General features: G+C 47.5%; 16 protein-coding genes. 14 read left to right on the forward strand and 2 right to left on the reverse strand.

Features of this window, described 5'->3' with window-relative positions; translation table 11 throughout:
• Positions 1-137 precede the first annotated feature (137 nt).
• Together ACDJ58_RS28335 and ACDJ58_RS28340 are read left to right on the forward strand one after the other, a co-directional pair.
• Positions 138-797, forward strand: coding sequence for a TVP38/TMEM64 family protein (locus ACDJ58_RS28335; RefSeq protein WP_413374072.1), 660 nt, complete (start codon positions 138-140; stop codon positions 795-797).
• An 89-nt stretch (positions 798-886) separates the two neighbouring features.
• Positions 887-1,960, forward strand: coding sequence for a DUF1835 domain-containing protein (locus tag ACDJ58_RS28340; RefSeq protein ID WP_413374073.1), 1,074 nt, complete (start codon positions 887-889; stop codon positions 1,958-1,960).
• Positions 1,961-2,017: 57 nt separating this feature from the next.
• Here the strand turns inward: ACDJ58_RS28340 and ACDJ58_RS28345 are convergent, their stop codons facing one another.
• On the reverse strand, positions 2,018-2,536 hold the full coding sequence (locus ACDJ58_RS28345) for a cupin domain-containing protein (RefSeq protein WP_413374074.1): 519 nt from the start codon (positions 2,534-2,536) through the stop codon (positions 2,018-2,020).
• 149 nt (positions 2,537-2,685) lie between these two features.
• On the opposite strand from ACDJ58_RS28345, the gene ACDJ58_RS28350 reads away from it, so the two are divergent.
• Entirely contained in the window at positions 2,686-3,693 is a 1,008-nt protein-coding gene (locus ACDJ58_RS28350; protein WP_163755646.1) for an NAD-dependent epimerase/dehydratase family protein, read from the forward strand.
• A gap of 160 nt (positions 3,694-3,853) precedes the next feature.
• Here ACDJ58_RS28350 and ACDJ58_RS28355 read toward each other — a convergent pair whose 3' ends face one another.
• Positions 3,854-4,027, reverse strand: coding sequence for a CsbD family protein (locus tag ACDJ58_RS28355; RefSeq protein ID WP_064506464.1), 174 nt, complete (start codon positions 4,025-4,027; stop codon positions 3,854-3,856).
• Positions 4,028-4,218: 191 nt separating this feature from the next.
• On the opposite strand from ACDJ58_RS28355, the gene ACDJ58_RS28360 reads away from it, so the two are divergent.
• The 11 genes from ACDJ58_RS28360 to ACDJ58_RS28410 all read left to right on the forward strand — a co-directional run bounded on the left by ACDJ58_RS28360 (position 4,219) and on the right by ACDJ58_RS28410 (position 17,421).
• Complete coding sequence (locus ACDJ58_RS28360) at positions 4,219-5,151, forward strand: hypothetical protein (RefSeq protein ID WP_413374075.1); 933 nt, start codon at positions 4,219-4,221, stop codon at positions 5,149-5,151.
• A gap of 37 nt (positions 5,152-5,188) precedes the next feature.
• Complete coding sequence (locus ACDJ58_RS28365) at positions 5,189-6,955, forward strand: RNA polymerase sigma factor (protein WP_413374076.1); 1,767 nt, start codon at positions 5,189-5,191, stop codon at positions 6,953-6,955.
• 710 nt (positions 6,956-7,665) lie between these two features.
• Entirely contained in the window at positions 7,666-8,112 is a 447-nt protein-coding gene (locus ACDJ58_RS28370; RefSeq protein ID WP_113053123.1) for a DUF1641 domain-containing protein, read from the forward strand.
• A 23-nt stretch (positions 8,113-8,135) separates the two neighbouring features.
• Entirely contained in the window at positions 8,136-9,317 is a 1,182-nt protein-coding gene (locus ACDJ58_RS28375) for an NAD(P)/FAD-dependent oxidoreductase (protein WP_413374077.1), read from the forward strand.
• 339 nt (positions 9,318-9,656) lie between these two features.
• Positions 9,657-10,316, forward strand: coding sequence for an SDR family oxidoreductase (locus ACDJ58_RS28380; protein ID WP_413374078.1), 660 nt, complete (start codon positions 9,657-9,659; stop codon positions 10,314-10,316).
• Positions 10,317-10,369: 53 nt separating this feature from the next.
• Positions 10,370-11,119: a response regulator transcription factor gene (locus ACDJ58_RS28385; RefSeq protein WP_413374079.1), complete on the forward strand. Its 750-nt coding sequence runs from the start codon at positions 10,370-10,372 to the stop codon at positions 11,117-11,119.
• On the forward strand, positions 11,116-12,492 hold the full coding sequence (locus ACDJ58_RS28390) for an ATP-binding protein (RefSeq protein WP_413374080.1): 1,377 nt from the start codon (positions 11,116-11,118) through the stop codon (positions 12,490-12,492). The genes ACDJ58_RS28385 and ACDJ58_RS28390 overlap by 4 nt, the downstream gene beginning before the upstream one ends.
• 75 nt (positions 12,493-12,567) lie before the next feature.
• The gene (locus tag ACDJ58_RS28395) at positions 12,568-13,368 is read left to right on the forward strand and encodes a PepSY domain-containing protein (RefSeq protein WP_413374081.1); all 801 of its coding nucleotides are present in this window, start codon (positions 12,568-12,570) and stop codon (positions 13,366-13,368) included.
• Positions 13,369-13,500: 132 nt separating this feature from the next.
• Positions 13,501-14,133, forward strand: coding sequence for a PepSY domain-containing protein (locus tag ACDJ58_RS28400; protein ID WP_413374082.1), 633 nt, complete (start codon positions 13,501-13,503; stop codon positions 14,131-14,133).
• Between the two features lie 288 nt (positions 14,134-14,421).
• Positions 14,422-15,924 (forward strand): RICIN domain-containing protein, encoded by a 1,503-nt coding sequence (locus tag ACDJ58_RS28405; protein ID WP_413374083.1) that lies wholly within the window; start codon positions 14,422-14,424, stop codon positions 15,922-15,924.
• Between the two features lie 711 nt (positions 15,925-16,635).
• Entirely contained in the window at positions 16,636-17,421 is a 786-nt protein-coding gene (locus ACDJ58_RS28410) for an ABC transporter ATP-binding protein (RefSeq protein WP_379437362.1), read from the forward strand.

Consider the following 17,421-nt stretch of genomic DNA (forward strand, 5'->3'; position numbering starts at 1 on the left):
ATTGACAACGGTACAGCGCTCATATGTACGTTATACTGGGGGAAGTGAGTCGTGAAACTTCACATCGGTTTACCAGATGTATTTTATAATGGGCACCACATCTTTAGAAAATTACTGTATAGATTGGAGGGAAGCAGATGAACCCGGCATCTTTGGACATCATGTCCTATATTACGGAAGAGAATATTCGTTTTTGGCTGGAGAAGTTTCGCTCCCTGGGCCCTTTACCGGCAATTTTGCTTACCTTTATGAAATCGTTCGTGCCCCCGCTGCCTACACTGCTCATTGTTGGGGTTAACGGAGCGGTGTATGGGCTATGGGCAGGATTTTTATATTCATGGATCGGGATGGTACTCGGCTGTACCGTTACGTTCCTGATTGTACGGGAGATTGGGAAATCGGCTTTTGTGGAACGTTGGGCCAATAAACCCCGTGTGCAGCGCAGCATGGTATGGATTCGGCGGAATGCGTTCAGTTATGTGTTTTTGCTGAGTGTATTTCCAGTGGGTCCGTTCGTGATTATCAATGTTGCTGCAGGTATCGCGCGGATGAGATTAATGTCCTTCCTGCTTGCGGTGGGTTTTGGCAAAGCCATTATGATCTTCTGTGTGACGTATATTGGTTCCAATGTAGCTCAGTTTATGGAGCACCCTGTGCGGTGGGGCGGCGTTTTGTTGTTTATTGCTGCATCCCTGTGGGCAAGTCGGAAGCTGGAGCGGCACTTCACCCGTTCGTCATCCAATCGTGAGGAAATGAATGATCTGAGTCACTCATCTGGAAAGTCTATTTCGTCGTAAACTTCCGATGATACACCTACGTACGTTCGATTTTGAATGAGTTTAGTCGGAGAGGACCATCTGTTCAGACTGTTTAGAGGGGGATAAACATGATTGACAATGTCTTTGATTTTGAAAAGGAGCTGCACCTTATGGATGAGGACGAGCTGCGTTCGTTATTGCGTACGCTTTATCTCATTGCAGAAAGGGAAGTCAGTGTTCAGTCAGCGGAAGAACATTCGGATCATTTTGCAACGAAAATACAGTCGATATTTAATACATTGGACGAGAATCGGAACCGGGAGAAAGCTGAGCAACATGCACTGATGGCACAGAAAACACATGAAATTCATATAGCGATTGGTGAATCGCCGCTAGGTAGCATTAAGGTTGCGATGAGCAAGGTTCCTGGCCGCTTGGAGCGGCGGTTTTTCTCAATGAGTGACTACTATGCCATCGGTCCATTGGGCGATCTGACGAACAAGGCGGATTTACACCGCAGGCACCTCTGGCTACTTGAGAAACTTTATTTAGGTGAGCATGGAAGTTATGCCGTCCAAGGCATGGATGAGCTGATTCAATTAAACAACATGTTGAGTTCAATTGATGAAGATACGCGAATCACCATCTGGTATGCGAATAATGCTCATGAGAGAACGGGGCTTTTATATGCCATGCATTTGCTGCGTAACAGGCTAGGGCCTATCTATTTGATCGATACCGGTGCATTATATCAGGAATTATTTAATAATTCTGAGGTTCAGCATGATGTTCTTAGAACAGGTGAAATTTTTTCTGAGAAGTTGTTAGCAATGTGGCAACACTGTGTGAATGCTGAACCGTTGTCTGTGGAGGAACGAAAACACATGGAGCAAGAGTGGGTGAATCTGGCTGTACAGCCTGGACTTCTGCGATTAATGAAGGATGGCCAGATTCAGAGCGTGCCCGAAGACGCGATCGATGAGTACATTATGCAGAAGGCCAGAGAGCTTACGCTAACCAGACAGCCTGGCGAGTTTATAAAATCAGCCCGCGTCGTAGGTGAGGTGCTGGGCCATCTTGAACAAGCTGTCGGAGACGCATTCATTGAATACCGTGTTCGACAGTTGATCATACAAGGACAGCTTGAGATGGAAGGAAATCCACATGCCATGCGATTCTACAGTGTGAGGCTCCCACAGTGACCGAAATATGGACTGTTCCCGGTAGTTTTTTTATTCCGGAGCAGTCCATTTATTCTTTCATGTCTTATTCTGATTCCATAACTCCAATAGTGGCCCCTCTTGCCCATAGACCGGATCGGTATGAGGGATGGGAACCTCCTGAATTTCGCGCAGAACTTTGGGACTCTCTCCCGGTTCACCCGTTCGGGTATTATAGCTCATGCCACCTGGGTAGGCCCCTGCAATGCGGAAATCAAGGCTCGCACTCAGCCGCTTATGTCCGGTTCCCGCAGGTAATACGACCACATCTCCTGCCTGAAGACGCACAACCTTTCCATGTTCCCCACCAAGAATGAGCTCAACCCAGCCACTAACCACTGCAAGTACTTCATGAGCATTGCTGTGAAAATGATGATAATCAAACACACCGTTAATCCAGCTGTTTCCCCATCCGTTTTGGTTCAGTAACGACTCTGCACGAGCGGAATTTGTTGCCCAAATTCCTTTATACAGAAGTACAGGCAGACTCGGATGATTGGGGATCACACCATCGTCCTGAAATATCATCGTTTGTACATTGTTTTTGTCCTCTTTCATCGTAAATATCACCTCTCTATGGCATTACCCGTTTATTTCTGGAGAAGAACAAAAAACAATTGTGAAATGATACAAAATGTATCGCTTTAAGGTTATAATCAGAACATAGACTCTCTTCAGTGAACTTGTTGTATTAATCCCAAGGGGGAATGTGCTTGAATATTGTCATTACAGGGGCTTCTGGATTTGTAGGGTTTAACCTTTCACAGTATTTGGCGCAAAAGGGCCATCGAATCACCCTGGTGGACCAGGATGATTATTGTCAGAGGCTTGTTCACAGCTCTCCACTTCATGAGATGGCCTTTATCTGTTGTGATCTCGCGAAGGACAGATTCAGCTTGCCGCACGAAACAGACTATATTATTCATCTGGCAGCGATGCCACACGTAGATTATTCGTATCATCACCCCGGAGAAGTGTTTCGTAACAACACCCTCAGTACACAGGCCATTCTGCAATACGCTTCCGATCACCATATTCCCGTGGTGCTGGCTTCATCCGTTGAGGTATACGGAGGGGAGATGGGCAGAGTGTATCACGAATCCGATGAATATGCTCCAGTATCCCCGTACTCCGCTTCCAAAGTAGCCTGTGAGATGCTCGCACGATCCTACGCTCAATGTTACCAGCTTCCTGTAAAAATATTTCGTTTAACCAATCTCTATGGACCTTGGCAGTTGCCGGACCGGATTATCCCGCGTAATTTTGGCCGAATGATGGACGGCCTTCCTCTGGATATTCAGGGATCAGCTGTACGTGATTTTCTGTATGTGGATGATGCGCTGCGAGCGATTGAACAGATTATGCTGAATGGACAAGATCAACAGATCTATAACATTTCGACAGGACAAGGAACGACCATGCAAGAGATCGGAGATCATTTGCAACAACTGCATACCTCTAATGGAACGGCGGAGATTCGGGAGCAGGAGCCCACCCAGTCCAGAGGTTCGAGTCTGGTCGTTCACTCGGGAAAGTTACGGTCAGAGACGGGATGGTTCCCCCAGACGACGCTGGAGCAGGGGCTGGAGCAGACCTTTCGATGGTATCAGGAACATCCCGAATGGGTAAGACAATTCAACCGTGAATACCACACGACAAGAGAAGCACGCAGTTTTATTATCGATATGGCTAGATATGCAGTTCCGGCTATCTAAATAGGACAAAAAAAGCCAGGGAAGGGTGTAGTGAATAACACCTTCCTTGGCTTTTTTGCGCCCCCGTCGAATCCCGGCTTTCAACCGGTATGGACGGTCGGGCAATGGACCTATATTTACTGCACGCATCGTCGTGCGTGTTCACGTTTAACGAATGGATCTAGTGATGTTTTTTTACATCAGCAATTTTGTCCTGCACAGCACCTTTGGCTTTGTCTTTCTTGCCCTCAGCCTGAAGGGATCTGTTGTTAGTTGCATTACCGATCTGATCCTTCACTTCGCCTTTGGCCTTGTTTACGCCTGCTTTGATTTTATCGCTAGTTGAATTACTCATATCGAGCATCTCCTTCGTTTCTGGTGTAGTCCTTATTAACCGGGATATCCGCATTCTAAACGTTCGCTATTTCATGCGGGCAGAAATTTGTTCTGGATATTCTGTCAGAAATGTTCTGTACGAAGAGTCAGTATAAGTATAGGCATTGCATAATCGCGTGCTTCATTAAAGGAATGAGAGGATGTTATGATATGAGCAATTATATTGGAAATGGAGCGTATTGCTACGCTAATTCAGCTTCAATGCTGCTGTCGTCCATTGGAGAAAAGGTTGACCCGAGTTTCCTTGAAGCTATAGGTGGCTTTTCCCTGGGAGCTTTCCGCACGCAGGAAGACCTTCTCTTTTTTGATAACTGTACCTCTAGTCCTGATCTGGCCATCAGCAAGGCGATGAGCATTCTGGGATTTAGTGTGCGCGAAAGTGTGCAATCACGGGGTACAGAGATGCCTGTAGATGAGCTAAGAGAGGCTTTGAAGCAGGGTCCTGTGATGATGGGCCCGCTGGATATGGGCAAACTCGTCTACAATCCCAACTCTCCCAACCTGGGTGGTTGCGATCATTATGTAGTGGCGTTGAGCATGGAGGGCGATGAGATATGCCTGCATGACCCGGCTGGATTCCCGAATGTCTTCCTGACACTGAATACACTTGAGGAAGCATGGAAGTCTGAATTCCCGTGGAGTAGCGGTGTGTATCGACGATGGTGGAGTCCAGAACGTATTGAACAGCCTGATCTGGAGGAGATTAACCGCCGCGCTTTTACTTGGTTCAAATCAAGCCTTACAGAACAGCTCCATGATACTGCTGCACAGGAAGGACGAACCGGAGCTTCAGCGATTCTGCATAAGGCGGAACAAGTTCGTGCTGGAGCAATCGATGGTAGTGAGTGGGCTCATTATGTGTATTTTGCTCTGCCAGTAGGCGCGCGTCGTGCCCATGATTATGGCTTGTTTTTTAAAACAATCCATCCTGACCTTTCTGCTTTGAAGTACGCACAATCCCGCCAATTCGGGGAATGCCAATCCCGTCTTGTCTCCCGGAACTGGGAGGCTGCTGCGACAATCATGGTGGCACTCGCGGAGACGGAAGCCATGATTGAAGCTGCTATTTTGAAGATGGAGTGATGTAAGTGAAGCAAGGCTATGAGAAAGGGAGATACACATGGACGGATTAGCTGACAATTGCCATATCGGGCCATGGGAAGATGAGACATTCGAGGATCGGCAAAAGGAGCCGGACATTGCGCTTATCCAACGAGCCCAAACTGGGGATACAGAGGCTTTTGGTGAGTTGATTCACCGTTACCGCGGGCAATTGTTCCGTTATGTGCGAGCACTTACGCATGATTCTTATCTCGCAGAAGACATTTTACAGGATGGGCTTATTCGTGCGTTCATTCATATGAGACAGCTTCAGAATGCCGACCGATTTATGGCCTGGATGCAGCGCATTGTGCGTAATCAGGCGTACTCACATATGCAACGCCGAGAGCAGCAGCGGGAACAACACTTTTCTTCGTTCCTTGCATTTGGAGCCGATGATGCCTCATGGAGCGATCAAGACTCGCTCGACATGACGCTGAACCATCTTTTGAATGACACCGATCGGAGATCGCAGGAAACAGGCTATGATCCGTATCAAGCTGTTGCTCAGCAGGAGATGAGGAACAATCTCCACAAGCTGCTGGGTTGTCTGAATGAGAGAGAGCAACAGGTCTTCACATCGTATTGGATGGAGCAGCTGTCACCGCAAGAAATTGCCTGCAAATTCAATCTGACGAGTGCCAATGTGTATCAAATTCTGTCCCGTTCACGTAAAAAAGTGTCGCAGCTTCATATTCATTTATCTGTAGAAGAAATGCTAGCAGAGTGGAATTCACTCGGGCAAAATCGAGTGATTCTGGAGGAACCCCTTTCTTTTCGGGCTCCCCAAACCTGGAACTCGGCAGCAGCATCCATTCACGAGATGTTAGGTTATATCGGTTCATCTCCATCTCTCCCCATGGTTATGGGGATGAGTGGACTTTCTTTTCGTCTGACCATCCTGCCTCAGGACATACATATCGCTGGACCCACCGCCTATAACTTCAAAGAGGTGCTTACCAGAGGATTGCACCATATGGGTTATCGTTCCCATGCGGTTGAGGCTTTGGCGAGCGAAGCGGGGCTCAATGCCAATCTGGTCGATCCTTCGATGCTAGAGGAGAAAGCGAAAGGGAAAAGGTTGCTAAATCCAAGGCTAGTTCGGGCCCTCTCCCTGATTCGTTACTCCATTCATCGGGGAATTCCGGCCGTAGTATGGGACCTGAATATTCCCGAATTCGGATTGATCTATGGCTATGATGATGCAGTTCGAATCTTATACGGTACAGATTTCATTAAATCAGGAACAATTCCCTATGATCATGTAGGGCGGGGTGTGAATCAGGAAGTATTTGTACTGGCAGCGGAATCAGATGGCATGATACGAGAAATGGACCTGCGCGCAGCACTGACAGCTGTTTTGGCTCATTATCGTGGGGAGGACCCGTATACCTTGTCGAACACAGTCAGTGGTCTGGCTGCTTATGCGGTCTGGAGAAAAGCCCTAGAATATAGACGGGTAGAACCGAACGGTCATGCCTATAACATTGCGGTTTTGTGGGATGCAAGACGTTATGCAAGTGAGTTTTTCAAAGAACTTTCTGTAAAGTGGGCTTCGACTCCCCGCTATTCCAGCTTGATTCCATTCTGTCTTCAGGCGGAAGAGTTATATCGAAACATGTCCCAAAGGTTAAACATGCTCAAGCAGTGTTTTCCTTTTCCAGATGGAGGACTGCCTAATGAGAAGCTTCATGCAGATCAGGCTATCTCAATACTTCTGGAGGTGGAGGAATTGGAGCGAGCCGCTGTCGTTGTAATAGAAGCATTGCTTGAAGGAATGTCTTAATATTCCCCAGCAATAAGTTGTGGGCGACCCGAATGTAACAATCAGATCGGGCGAATAGTGAAACAAACATCAGGAGGCAGGACGAACCGTCAGGCCTTCTTTGTGTCTTTTTTGCTTTCATGCCAGGATAGGTTCATACTTGGACAAGAAATGATGTTATTTCAGGAATAAGGCTGCACCCCTAGCTGCATAATAACGACAGTGACCAATTTCGTTGCATGAAATTCATGGTTTTGGAAAACAATTCCTGAAAATTTAGTTGGAAAAATCCTTCCTTGTGTACATATCGCACATATGGTCATATGTGATCTTGTCTTCATACCACATGTGGTATGATTACGGATCTGGGACAGGAGAATAATCGAGTTTAACCCGACCACAATGCTTGACAAAAAAATCGATTTTGTTACAATGTTCACAATATCTTCACAAGTGTAAAAAATTTCTTTTTCATGTTCATGTGTAAGAGGTGTAATATAGGGGTATAGAGTTCGGTTTCGGCCTGCTTGTCGTTTTGCGTCAACACATGTTGTCCGCAATAGACCCAAGATACAATACACGATGTGGGAACGGCCCATGGGCTATGCTCATTCTATTGTGTGAAATTTGGTACATTTAGTTGTATTGGATGTATTTGTGGTTCGGCTCTGCTTGACAGGCATCATGAAAGTCGCGGACTTCTATCCCAAAGTAAAGGAGGACTTTCTCTTATGTCACAATCGCCTACTCAACAAGAGGTGCCGGTTACAGAAGGTGCCGACGTTTCCCAACGCCAGTCCTTGGACGTACTGGATCAACTGATGAAGCCTGAGGTACAGGAGTCTCTGACCGTTCTGGTGGAGAACCTGCCTAAACTGGCTGAAATGGTCACTGCTATGACCAAAGCTTATGACTTTGCACAAAGCGTAGCTACAGACAAAGTTCTGATCAGCGACACAATGAGCGCAATGGGCGAGTTTGCTAAACCTGTTGTAGACAAAGCTAAAGGTGTAGCTTCTGCTGCCATCGAAGCAAGTGATCGTGCGCAAGCCGAGCAAACTTCGGTTGGTTTGTTCGCTATGCTCAAAATGCTTAAAGATCCAAACGTACAACAAACGCTGCGTTTTGCTCAATCATTCCTGAGCATCCTGAACGAGCGTGGGCAACAGCAACGTTAAGATTAGAAGAACGGAGGATGGATATGTCGAAGCAAATTTTGATCTTGGGCGGAGGTTACGGTGGTCTGTTGACTGCGCTGACTGCGCGTCAATACCTGACACCGGAAGAAGCGACTATTACAGTCGTGAACCGTTACCCTACGCACCAAATTATTACGGAACTGCACCGTCTTGCAGCAGGAAGCATTGCTGAAAAAGCAGTTGCCCTTCCACTCGAAAAATTGCTGAGTGGTAAAAATGTGAACTTGAAAATCGATACGGTGGATACAATCAAGCCGGATGAGAAAAAAGTTCTCATGACCAGCGGTTCTACTTACTCTTACGATGCACTCGTTGTTGCCTTGGGCAGTGAAACGGCATTCTTCGGAATTCCGGGATTGCAGGAGTATAGCTTCACGCTGAAATCCGTTAGCGATGCTAACCGCATTCGTGCACACGTAGAAGCGCGCCTTGAAGCATACAAACAGTCCGGCAACAAAGCAGACGCTACGTTTGTTATTGGTGGCGGTGGTTTGACTGGTATCGAGCTTGTTGGTGAATTCGCTGACCTGATTCCAGCTATTTGCCAAGAAAAAGGTATCGACTTCAAAGATGTTTCCCTGCACACGGTTGAAGCAGGTCCTTCCATCCTGGCAGGATTCCCGCCAGAACTGGTTGAGCGTGCAAAATCCAGCTTGGAAAAACGTGGCGTTAACTTCATCGTTGGCGTAGCGATTACCGAAATGAAAGAAAATGAAGTTCTGCTGAAAGACGGAAGCTCGATCCCTACGAACACACTCGTATGGACAGGCGGCGTTCAAGGTAATGCAGTTGTTGCCAACAGCGGAATTGAAGTGGATCGTGGCCGTGCGAAAGTTACGGAAGTACTGCAATCCACATCCCATAAAGACGTGTTTGTTGCTGGTGACAGCGCAGTGGTCTTCCCTAGCGAAGGCGCTCGTCCATACCCTCCAACAGCACAATTGGCTTGGCAAATGGGTGAAACGATTGGTCACAACTTGGGCGTAATGTTCAAAGGTGGCGCAATGGAATCCTTCACACCAGTATTTTCCGGTACACTGGGAAGTCTGGGTCGTAAGGATGCTGTCGGCATGATCGGTGGCAACCAGACTCGTCTGAAAGGTCTGCCAGCAACCATGATGAAAGAAGCAAGTAACATCCGTTACCTTGCTCATATTCACGGTTTGTTTGCACTGGCTTACTAATACCTGTATGCCATGCAGCAGAAAGGCACCCCACTTGGGGTGCCTTTTTTTTATTTTAACCAGCATCGGTTGGCATAGGGACTAAGTTCCTTGAAGTGAAATGCGGAAGTATAACCGTTGTTATCAGAGATGTTTTGAAGAAAAAAGTGCTCGGTATAACCGTATAGGGTGTATGGTATATTAAAGGAAGACGTGTTTTCCGCATCTTGCCAGATGCGCTGAACGGTAGTAATACATAGCAGCCGGCGCTTAGAAGCGTCGGCTTTCGTTTAAATTAAAGACATGTCTGTTTTATAAAAAACTAGCTTATAAAAAGGGAAACCGAGAGGAGAATGACATATGAACGTATTAGTAATTGGAGCGAACGGACAAATCGGCAAATTTCTGGTGCAGCAACTGGCGCAGGAAGGGAAACATCAGGTCACTGCGATGATTCGCAAACCGGAGCAGGCAGATGCACTGAAGCAGCTTGGTGCCAATGTCGTAATTGGCGATTTGGAAGGCAGCGTGGATGATCTAGCCGAGGCAATGAAGGACCACAATGCCATTGTGTTTACAGCGGGTTCCGGTGGATCTACGGGCGAAGACAAAACATTGCTCATTGATCTCGATGGTGCAGTGAAAACAATGGAGGCGGCACAGCAGCAGGGAATTACCAGATATATTTTGGTCAGTGCGTTTGGGGCAGATCAACGGGAGAAATGGTCGGATGCCATTAAGCCGTATTACGTGGCGAAGCATTATGCAGATCGGGCGTTGTTCGCAAGTGATCTGAATTACACCATTATCCGTCCTGGTGGTTTGAAAAATGAGCCGGGCACCGGCAAAATCTCTGTAGGAACAGATCTGAAACCGGGAAGTATTCCACGTGAAGATGTGGCTCGTGTAATCGCTGCTTCCCTCCAGGAGGAGAAGACGTATCGAATGGCTTTTGATCTGATCGCCGGGGATGACTTGGTAGAGGATGACTTGGTAGAGGATGCCTTAGGTAAATTGTAATTCATATTGTAATATAACGGGAGAATGGAAGACGGAATGAGGGGGAGCTCTGCATGAATGAAGCCGTGCTGGTGATCGAGGATGAGCCCAAAATTGCACGCCTGCTTGAACTGGAATTACAGTATGAGGGGTATCAGGTAGGCAAGGCAGGCAGCGGAACGGAAGGGCTGGAGATGTATGTGGACGGGCAATGGGATCTGATTCTGCTGGATATTATGCTGCCGGGTCTGAGTGGGATTGAAGTGTTGCGACGGATACGTGCCAAAGATGCGACCGTGCCTATTCTGATGCTCACAGCCAAAGACTCTGTGGAAGACAAAGTATCCGGACTCGATCTCGGAGCCAACGATTACATTACTAAGCCGTTCCGTATTGAAGAACTGCTCGCGAGAGTACGCGCTGCACTGCGCCTGAGTGCTGCATCGGCTGCTGCCCATTCTTCCTCTTCGGTCACACGGGATACGGCGCAATTACCCGAGCACACATCGGAAAATGAGACAGGCTGGCTCACCGCAGGCGGATTGAAGCTGAATGAAGGAACCCGTGAGATATCCCGGGATGGTCAACCGATTGAGCTTACCCCGCGTGAGTTCGATCTATTGGTGTATCTGCTGCAAAATCAGCGCCAGGTGCTGAGCCGGGACCAGATTGTCCAAGCCGTATGGGGATACGATTATTATGGAGATACCAATGTGGTGGATGTGTATATCCGTTATGTGCGCAAAAAAGTCGATAACGGATTCACACCACCCTTAATACATACCGTTCGGGGTGTTGGTTACGTCCTGAAGGAGCAAGTATGAGTCTGCGCAGCAAAATTTACGGATACTCGTCCGTATTGTTCGCCGTGCTGCTGATTGCCGTCAACCTGTCGGTGTATATCGTGTTTGAACGGATGTCGATCGATAACGAGATCAAGCGGGTAGAAGCTGAGGCCGAGTCTATTGTAAAAGGAGTGCGTCAGTCTGCCGGCTCCATTCCGCCGGACGACTTGCTCCGGGCCTACGCGCCGCTGGACGGCATGCTGCGGATCGTCAATGAAGACGGCACCAGCTCCCCGCCGGTGACGACATCCGCAGAGGAGCAGCTGAGCAAGCTATCCTACAAGTACGAAAGCGAAAAAAAATCCGAGTACACCCAAGTTGAGCAAATCGGTTATGTCTGGGTCTCTGTTCCAGTGATCTGGCCGGACGGAGAAGTGGTGAATCTACAAGTCACCGAGAGCATTGAGGATACCGAGAATCGCCTGTCTGTGCTTCGTACGGTTCTTGTTGCTGTGACCATTATCGCGCTGATTCCGGCCATCATCTCCAGCCGTATTCTGGCGAACCGGATGACAAGGCCGATTCAGCAGATGACACGAACGATGAGTGATATCCAGTCGAGCGGCCAGTTCAAGCGACTTCCGCTCGACGAAAAATCCAAGGATGAGCTGAAAACGATGGGACAGACGTTCAACCGTATGATGGATCTGCTTGAATCCAACTTCGAGCGGCAGGAGCGCTTTGTTTCCGATGCTTCTCATGAACTGAAAACACCACTCACCATCATTGAAAGTTATGCCAGTCTGCTGCAACGAAGGGGCAAGGAACGACCCGAAGTATTCGACGAGGCGGTGGAAGCCATTCTGTCCGAATCCGTGCGCATGCGGGAGATGACCGAGCAGCTGCTATTGCTGGCAAAGCAGCCAGAGCAGTGGAATGTGCAGCTGGAGCGGGTGGATATCACCCAGCTTGCGCTGGATTCCACACGTGCATTTCGCGAAGCCTATCATCGGGAAGTCCACTGTGATGATCCAGGCAGGATATGGGCGATTAGCGATGTGAGCAAGCTGAAGCAGCTGCTTTTTATTTTGCTGGACAATGCTCGTAAGTATAGTGAGGATGCCATTGAAGTGCGGCTAGAGGCAAAGGGCCAGGAATGTCGGATACGTATTGTGGATAAGGGAATCGGCATGCGGGAAGAGGAATTGTCCAAAGTGTTTGACCGTTTCTATCGTGTTGATCAGGCCAGAACACGCAGCGGCGGAACAAGCGGTTCGGGCTTGGGACTGTCTCTTGCCAAAGATATCGCAGAGGTCGTGGGCGCACGTATTGAACTGAGCAGCACCGAGGGCAGGGGAACTGAGGCTTCGATTATTTTGCCCACATCCGTACAGTACGGGTCACTCTCATGAAAATCTCATTCTTCTCTTATATACTGGTGAACACGGTACAATTTCGGATCATAAGAGAGTGCATAAGGGGGAACCATGATGGAAGAGCATGAGAGGCGTCCGGAAATGAAACGGGAAGAACAACGACGCAAAGGATGGGCGAAGCCAAGACGTTCATTTTGGTGGGGTGCGGGGCTCCTGGCTCTCCTTGTCGTTATAGCGTTCATGTGGTGGAAGCCGTGGCAATCTGACCGCATGACGTTAACGGCAGATGCAGCGGCCCAATCGGTCTTGGATCAATATCCGGGAGAAATCGTGAATTCCACGTTGAAGGACGGAACCTATATCATGCAGCTCCGCTCAGAAACAGGACTGTATGACGTACAAGTTGATGCGGTTACGGCCACCGTGAATTCCATTAAACGGCTGGAGTCCAACCCGCAAGCCGAGGAGAAGACGTTATGGAGCCGGGAACAGATCAAGACGGAATTGCTGAAACAAACGGATGCCGAACTGGTATCGCTTGAACTCGTCGAGCAGCAGGGGAGCCCGGTGTATCTGGCGGTATTCAAGATGAAGGACAATGGCCGGGAGCAATGGACCATTGATCCGTATAACGGAGAGAAACAGTCTACAAAGACACTGGAAGCATCTTCACCCGACCCAACGATAGTGGAAGGCACCAAGACTCAATTTCTGAGCGAGAAAGAAGCAGAGCAGAAGGCACTGGCTAAGGTTCCTGGTGAAGTGGATGATATCGAACTCCGTGGAACGAATAGTGGCAATCCGTATTATCTGGTTGAAATTGACCTGGAAGACGGCCGTGAAGCCATTGTGCAGGTGAATGCCATTTCAGGCGCGATTCGTTCGGTGACTTGGGATGATGACGAAGATTAAAGGTATGGAAGCCATTCTATGAGGTTCTCATTCATTTTCTCATCAAATTCTAATCTGACTCTCGCTGAACTCTCATTCGTACTGGTTAATCTATAACTGTAGACGAGAACGAGAACAACAACGAGGAGATGAATGATGATGATGAACAAACATAAACTATGGATTGGCAGCTTGTCGGCAGCGGTGTTGCTCGGAGGATCAGCCGTTGCGGCTAGTGGGAGTGTAAACGGACAATCGGTACAACCTACGCAAACGTCCACTACACAATCAGTAACACAGACCCAGAACACAAGTAAATTGCTGACGGTCGCACAGGCAAAAGAAGCAGCTTTGAAAGCAACGGATGGTAAAGTGGATGATGTGGATCTGGAGCGCAGAAACGGCCAAACGTTCTATGAAGTTGAAATCGACAAAAAAGGAAGCAACGACGTTGTCGTTCGTTTAGATGCCTACACAGGTAAAATCCTTGCAGTAGTCGATGATGAAGATTACGATGACGACGATGATTATAATGGCACTGTGACAGGTACGTCTTCCAATCAAGCTGCTTCAAAACAAGTTAAACTGACAGAGGCACAAGCTTCGAACATTGCCCTGAAACAGGTGACAGGCGGAAAAGTAACCGAAATCGAACTGGATCATGATAACGGCCGTTATGTTTATGAAGTGGAACTGAGAACAGCAAACGGTGAAGCTGATGTAGACGTCGATGCCAATACAGGCAAAGTGCTTTCGTTTGATCAGGATTTTGACGACGAAGATTAAGAAATAACGTATATTATAGGGATTTAGCTCGTGTATAACAGAGGACGCTTCGGATGAAGCGTCTTTTTGCTGTTCACTCCATAAGTTCAGTATGCAATCGTACATGTTCCGCCGTATTGTTCACTATTCGAGCAGGAGGATGGCGGATACAATCGTAATCAGGAGGTGAGTGCCGAGCCATTCTGAGAAAGAGGTAATCTATGAAATGCATCATCGATCGGAGGAAGAAGAGACGTATCGATTTTATTGTAAGCGCTTTATAAATAAATTACGGAGGTGCAATGTTATATGAATGAGAATTGGTTGGAAAAGAAAACATATTCACATCGTTTCACTCGTCGCCTTTGTTATCTGCTTGTTCTAATCCTGGCGCTACAATCACTAGGTATGCTGGTCGCTCCAGGACAACAGGCTTCCGCTGCTCCACTCAGTGTGACTAACGGGGTACAGTTCAAGGATACGAACGGCAATGTCATTCATGCCCATGGGGGCGGGATGATTAAGGCTAACGGGTATTATTACTGGTTTGGAGAGAACCGCAATCCTAATGGAACGTTTAAGGCGGTCTCCGCATATCGTTCAGCAGATTTGAAAAACTGGGAGTATCGCAATGACGTGCTCACCAGCAGCTCGGCTGCTGAGCTGAACATTTCCAACATCGAACGCCCAAAAGTTATCTATAACAGTGCAACAGGCAAGTATGTTCTTTGGATGCATAAGGAAAACGGGGTTGATTACGGTGAAGCCAGAGTGGCTGTAGCGACCTCAAGTACAGTGGATGGCAATTATACGTATGTGGGCAGCTATCGGCCGCTGGGCTATGATTCGAGAGACATGACGGTATACAATGACAATGGAACGGCTTATCTTATTTCCGCGACCAAAGTGAATGCTGACCTGAATATCTACAAGCTGACTCCAGATTTTCTCGGTGTGGAATCGCTCGTAACGACGCTGTGGCCGGGTCAATATCGTGAGGCACCTGCCATGTTCAAAAAGGGTGGCGTCTACTTCCTGATCACATCCGGGGCTACGGGTTGGAATCCGAATCAGGCCAAGTATGCGACTGCTACCAGCATAACTGGCACATGGAGCGGCCTGAGCAACTTTGGAGATAGTACAACCTATGGTTCCCAATCGACCTACGTGCTTCCGGTGGAAGGCTCACAGACAACATCCTATCTCTATATGGGTGATCGCTGGGCTGGCGCCTGGAGCGGGCCAGTACAGGATTCCAAGTATGTGTGGTTACCGTTGTCTTTCCCTAGTGCAACCAGTCTGGCGATGAACTGGGCAAGCACGGTTACCATTGATGCAGCCACAGGTTCCGTAACCGGAGTGGATACCACTAACGTATGGGACCCGAATGCTTCGTACCAGTTGATTAGTCGTAAAAGCAATAAATTGCTTAATGTCATCGGTGGTTCTTCGGATAACGGTGCGGATCTAGAGCAGCGGGCAGACGGCGGCACAACCAGCCAGCAGTGGCAGATCACGGATGCAGGTGGCGGTTATGTCAAAATCATCAACCGATCCAGCGGCAAGCTAATCGGTGTAGAGAATGGCTCTACAGCCGATGGAGCTGTTATTGAACAGTGGAACGATGGCGGCTGGGCCAGTCAGCAATGGCAGTTGGTTAGTGTGGGCGGTGGTTATTATAAATTGAAAAACCGCAGTACAGGCAAGGTGCTTGATATTTCGGGACAATCCCTGGCAGACGGGGCAGCTGCAATCCAGTGGACAGATAATGGTGGTACAAATCAGCAATTCCAGATTGTTAAGGTTCAATAAGGATTTATTGTTTTGTTGGTTAATCATCATAAAGATTCACAATTAAACCCTTGTCCCTCATTATGAGTGGGACAAGGGTTTAATTGTGAAAAATATTAAGCTATATAAGCTAGAGTTGAAACATTCCAATTGAACCTTTTTTTCTAATTTTAGATTATCAATAGCAGAAAAAAGGTATTAGTATAAATAACGGAAAAGCTTAATCCTCAGGACGATTACATTGCTCAGATATATTACTGGTAGGATCCTGCCACAAAGTAAAAAATGGTAAAACACGAGTGCGAGTTAGGAGGTTAGCAAATGTACGTTTTTCTTCCTTTTTTGTTATCGACATTAATCTCTGGATTGCTAGGTTATCTAACCTATAGATTATTATTAAAAAATAGAGTTGGGATTATTGTGACGTTGATATCATCCGCGTTTATAGCTTATATTTTTACAGACTTATACGCTTTTTTTGGAGTGATAGGAGGTGTGTTGTTTTACCTTTTATTAATAAGAATTCCAACCAAATAAAAAATAATAATTACCAGGCTTAATTGATAAATTAACAAAAATTAAATTCTATTCTATAAATTCAGGACCCTTGTTATGCATTTCTTTGTGCAGGAGCAAAGGTCCTTTAATTTTTCTTTATCCATCTCCATTAATCCAATCTGTGGTAAACTAGTAGAATTGTAGAAATAGTACAGACAGGGGCTGGATAACGAAGTGAGTGAAAAACAAGTACTGTCAATTGAAGGCTTGCGTATGCGGTATAACGGGCGTTATGTGCTCAATGGGATTGATCTGGAAGTGAATCGGGGCGAGATGATCGGATACATCGGTCCGAACGGCGCGGGTAAAAGCACAACGGTCAAGATTTTGCTCGGACTGGTTGAGGGATATGTGGGTACGGTTCGTATCTTTGGCAAGGATATCGCGGACGGTGACGTGGAATATAAACGCAGAATCGGTTATGTACCGGAAGTCGCGGAGCTATACGAACAACTAACCCCGGCAGAGTATCTGACCTTTACAGGTGAATTGTACGGATTGTCCTATGAAGATGCCGATTATAAGGCAAAGCAGTTGATGGACTGTTTTGGACTGGAGAAATCATATCATTCCCGCATTGCTTCCTTCTCCAAAGGCATGCGTCAGAAAGTACTGCTGATCTCCGCGCTGCTGCATGACCCGGATCTGTTGTTCCTGGATGAACCACTCAGCGGTCTGGATGCTAACAGTGTGATGGTGGTAAAGGAGATTTTGACACAGTTGTCGGCCAAAGGCACGACGATATTCTACTCGTCACACATCATGGATGTGGTGGAGAAGATCAGCAGTCGAATCGTTCTGATTGCCGAAGGACGCGTGATGGCGGATGGTACGTTCAGGCAGCTCCAGCAGCAATCCATGGAAGGCTCACTGGAGGAAGTATTCAATCAACTGACGGGCTTCAATGAGCATCGGGCAATTGCAGAACGTTTTGTGTCCATCGTGCAGGAGGTGTACTGA

This window comes from Paenibacillus taichungensis (assembly GCF_047302525.1).
Taxonomy (GTDB): domain Bacteria; phylum Bacillota; class Bacilli; order Paenibacillales; family Paenibacillaceae; genus Paenibacillus; species Paenibacillus taichungensis_B.

Bases quoted from the DNA above. Each gene is read 5' to 3' on its own strand.
- ACDJ58_RS28395 (WP_413374081.1), top strand. From the start codon at position 12,568: ATGATGGAAGAGCATGAGAGGCGTCCGGAAATGAAACGGGAAGAACAA.
- ACDJ58_RS28360 (WP_413374075.1), top strand. From the start codon at position 4,219: ATGAGCAATTATATTGGAAATGGAGCGTATTGCTACGCTAATTCAGCT.
- ACDJ58_RS28400 (WP_413374082.1), top strand. From the start codon at position 13,501: ATGATGATGATGAACAAACATAAACTATGGATTGGCAGCTTGTCGGCA.
- ACDJ58_RS28390 (WP_413374080.1), top strand. From the start codon at position 11,116: ATGAGTCTGCGCAGCAAAATTTACGGATACTCGTCCGTATTGTTCGCC.
- ACDJ58_RS28370 (WP_113053123.1), top strand. From the start codon at position 7,666: ATGTCACAATCGCCTACTCAACAAGAGGTGCCGGTTACAGAAGGTGCC.
- ACDJ58_RS28375 (WP_413374077.1), top strand. From the start codon at position 8,136: ATGTCGAAGCAAATTTTGATCTTGGGCGGAGGTTACGGTGGTCTGTTG.
- ACDJ58_RS28365 (WP_413374076.1), top strand. From the start codon at position 5,189: ATGGACGGATTAGCTGACAATTGCCATATCGGGCCATGGGAAGATGAG.
- ACDJ58_RS28350 (WP_163755646.1), top strand. From the start codon at position 2,686: ATGTGCTTGAATATTGTCATTACAGGGGCTTCTGGATTTGTAGGGTTT.
- ACDJ58_RS28405 (WP_413374083.1), top strand. From the start codon at position 14,422: ATGAATGAGAATTGGTTGGAAAAGAAAACATATTCACATCGTTTCACT.
- ACDJ58_RS28385 (WP_413374079.1), top strand. From the start codon at position 10,370: ATGAATGAAGCCGTGCTGGTGATCGAGGATGAGCCCAAAATTGCACGC.
- ACDJ58_RS28340 (WP_413374073.1), top strand. From the start codon at position 887: ATGATTGACAATGTCTTTGATTTTGAAAAGGAGCTGCACCTTATGGAT.
- ACDJ58_RS28355 (WP_064506464.1), bottom strand. From the start codon at position 4,027: ATGAGTAATTCAACTAGCGATAAAATCAAAGCAGGCGTAAACAAGGCC.
- ACDJ58_RS28380 (WP_413374078.1), top strand. From the start codon at position 9,657: ATGAACGTATTAGTAATTGGAGCGAACGGACAAATCGGCAAATTTCTG.
- ACDJ58_RS28345 (WP_413374074.1), bottom strand. From the start codon at position 2,536: ATGAAAGAGGACAAAAACAATGTACAAACGATGATATTTCAGGACGAT.
- ACDJ58_RS28335 (WP_413374072.1), top strand. From the start codon at position 138: ATGAACCCGGCATCTTTGGACATCATGTCCTATATTACGGAAGAGAAT.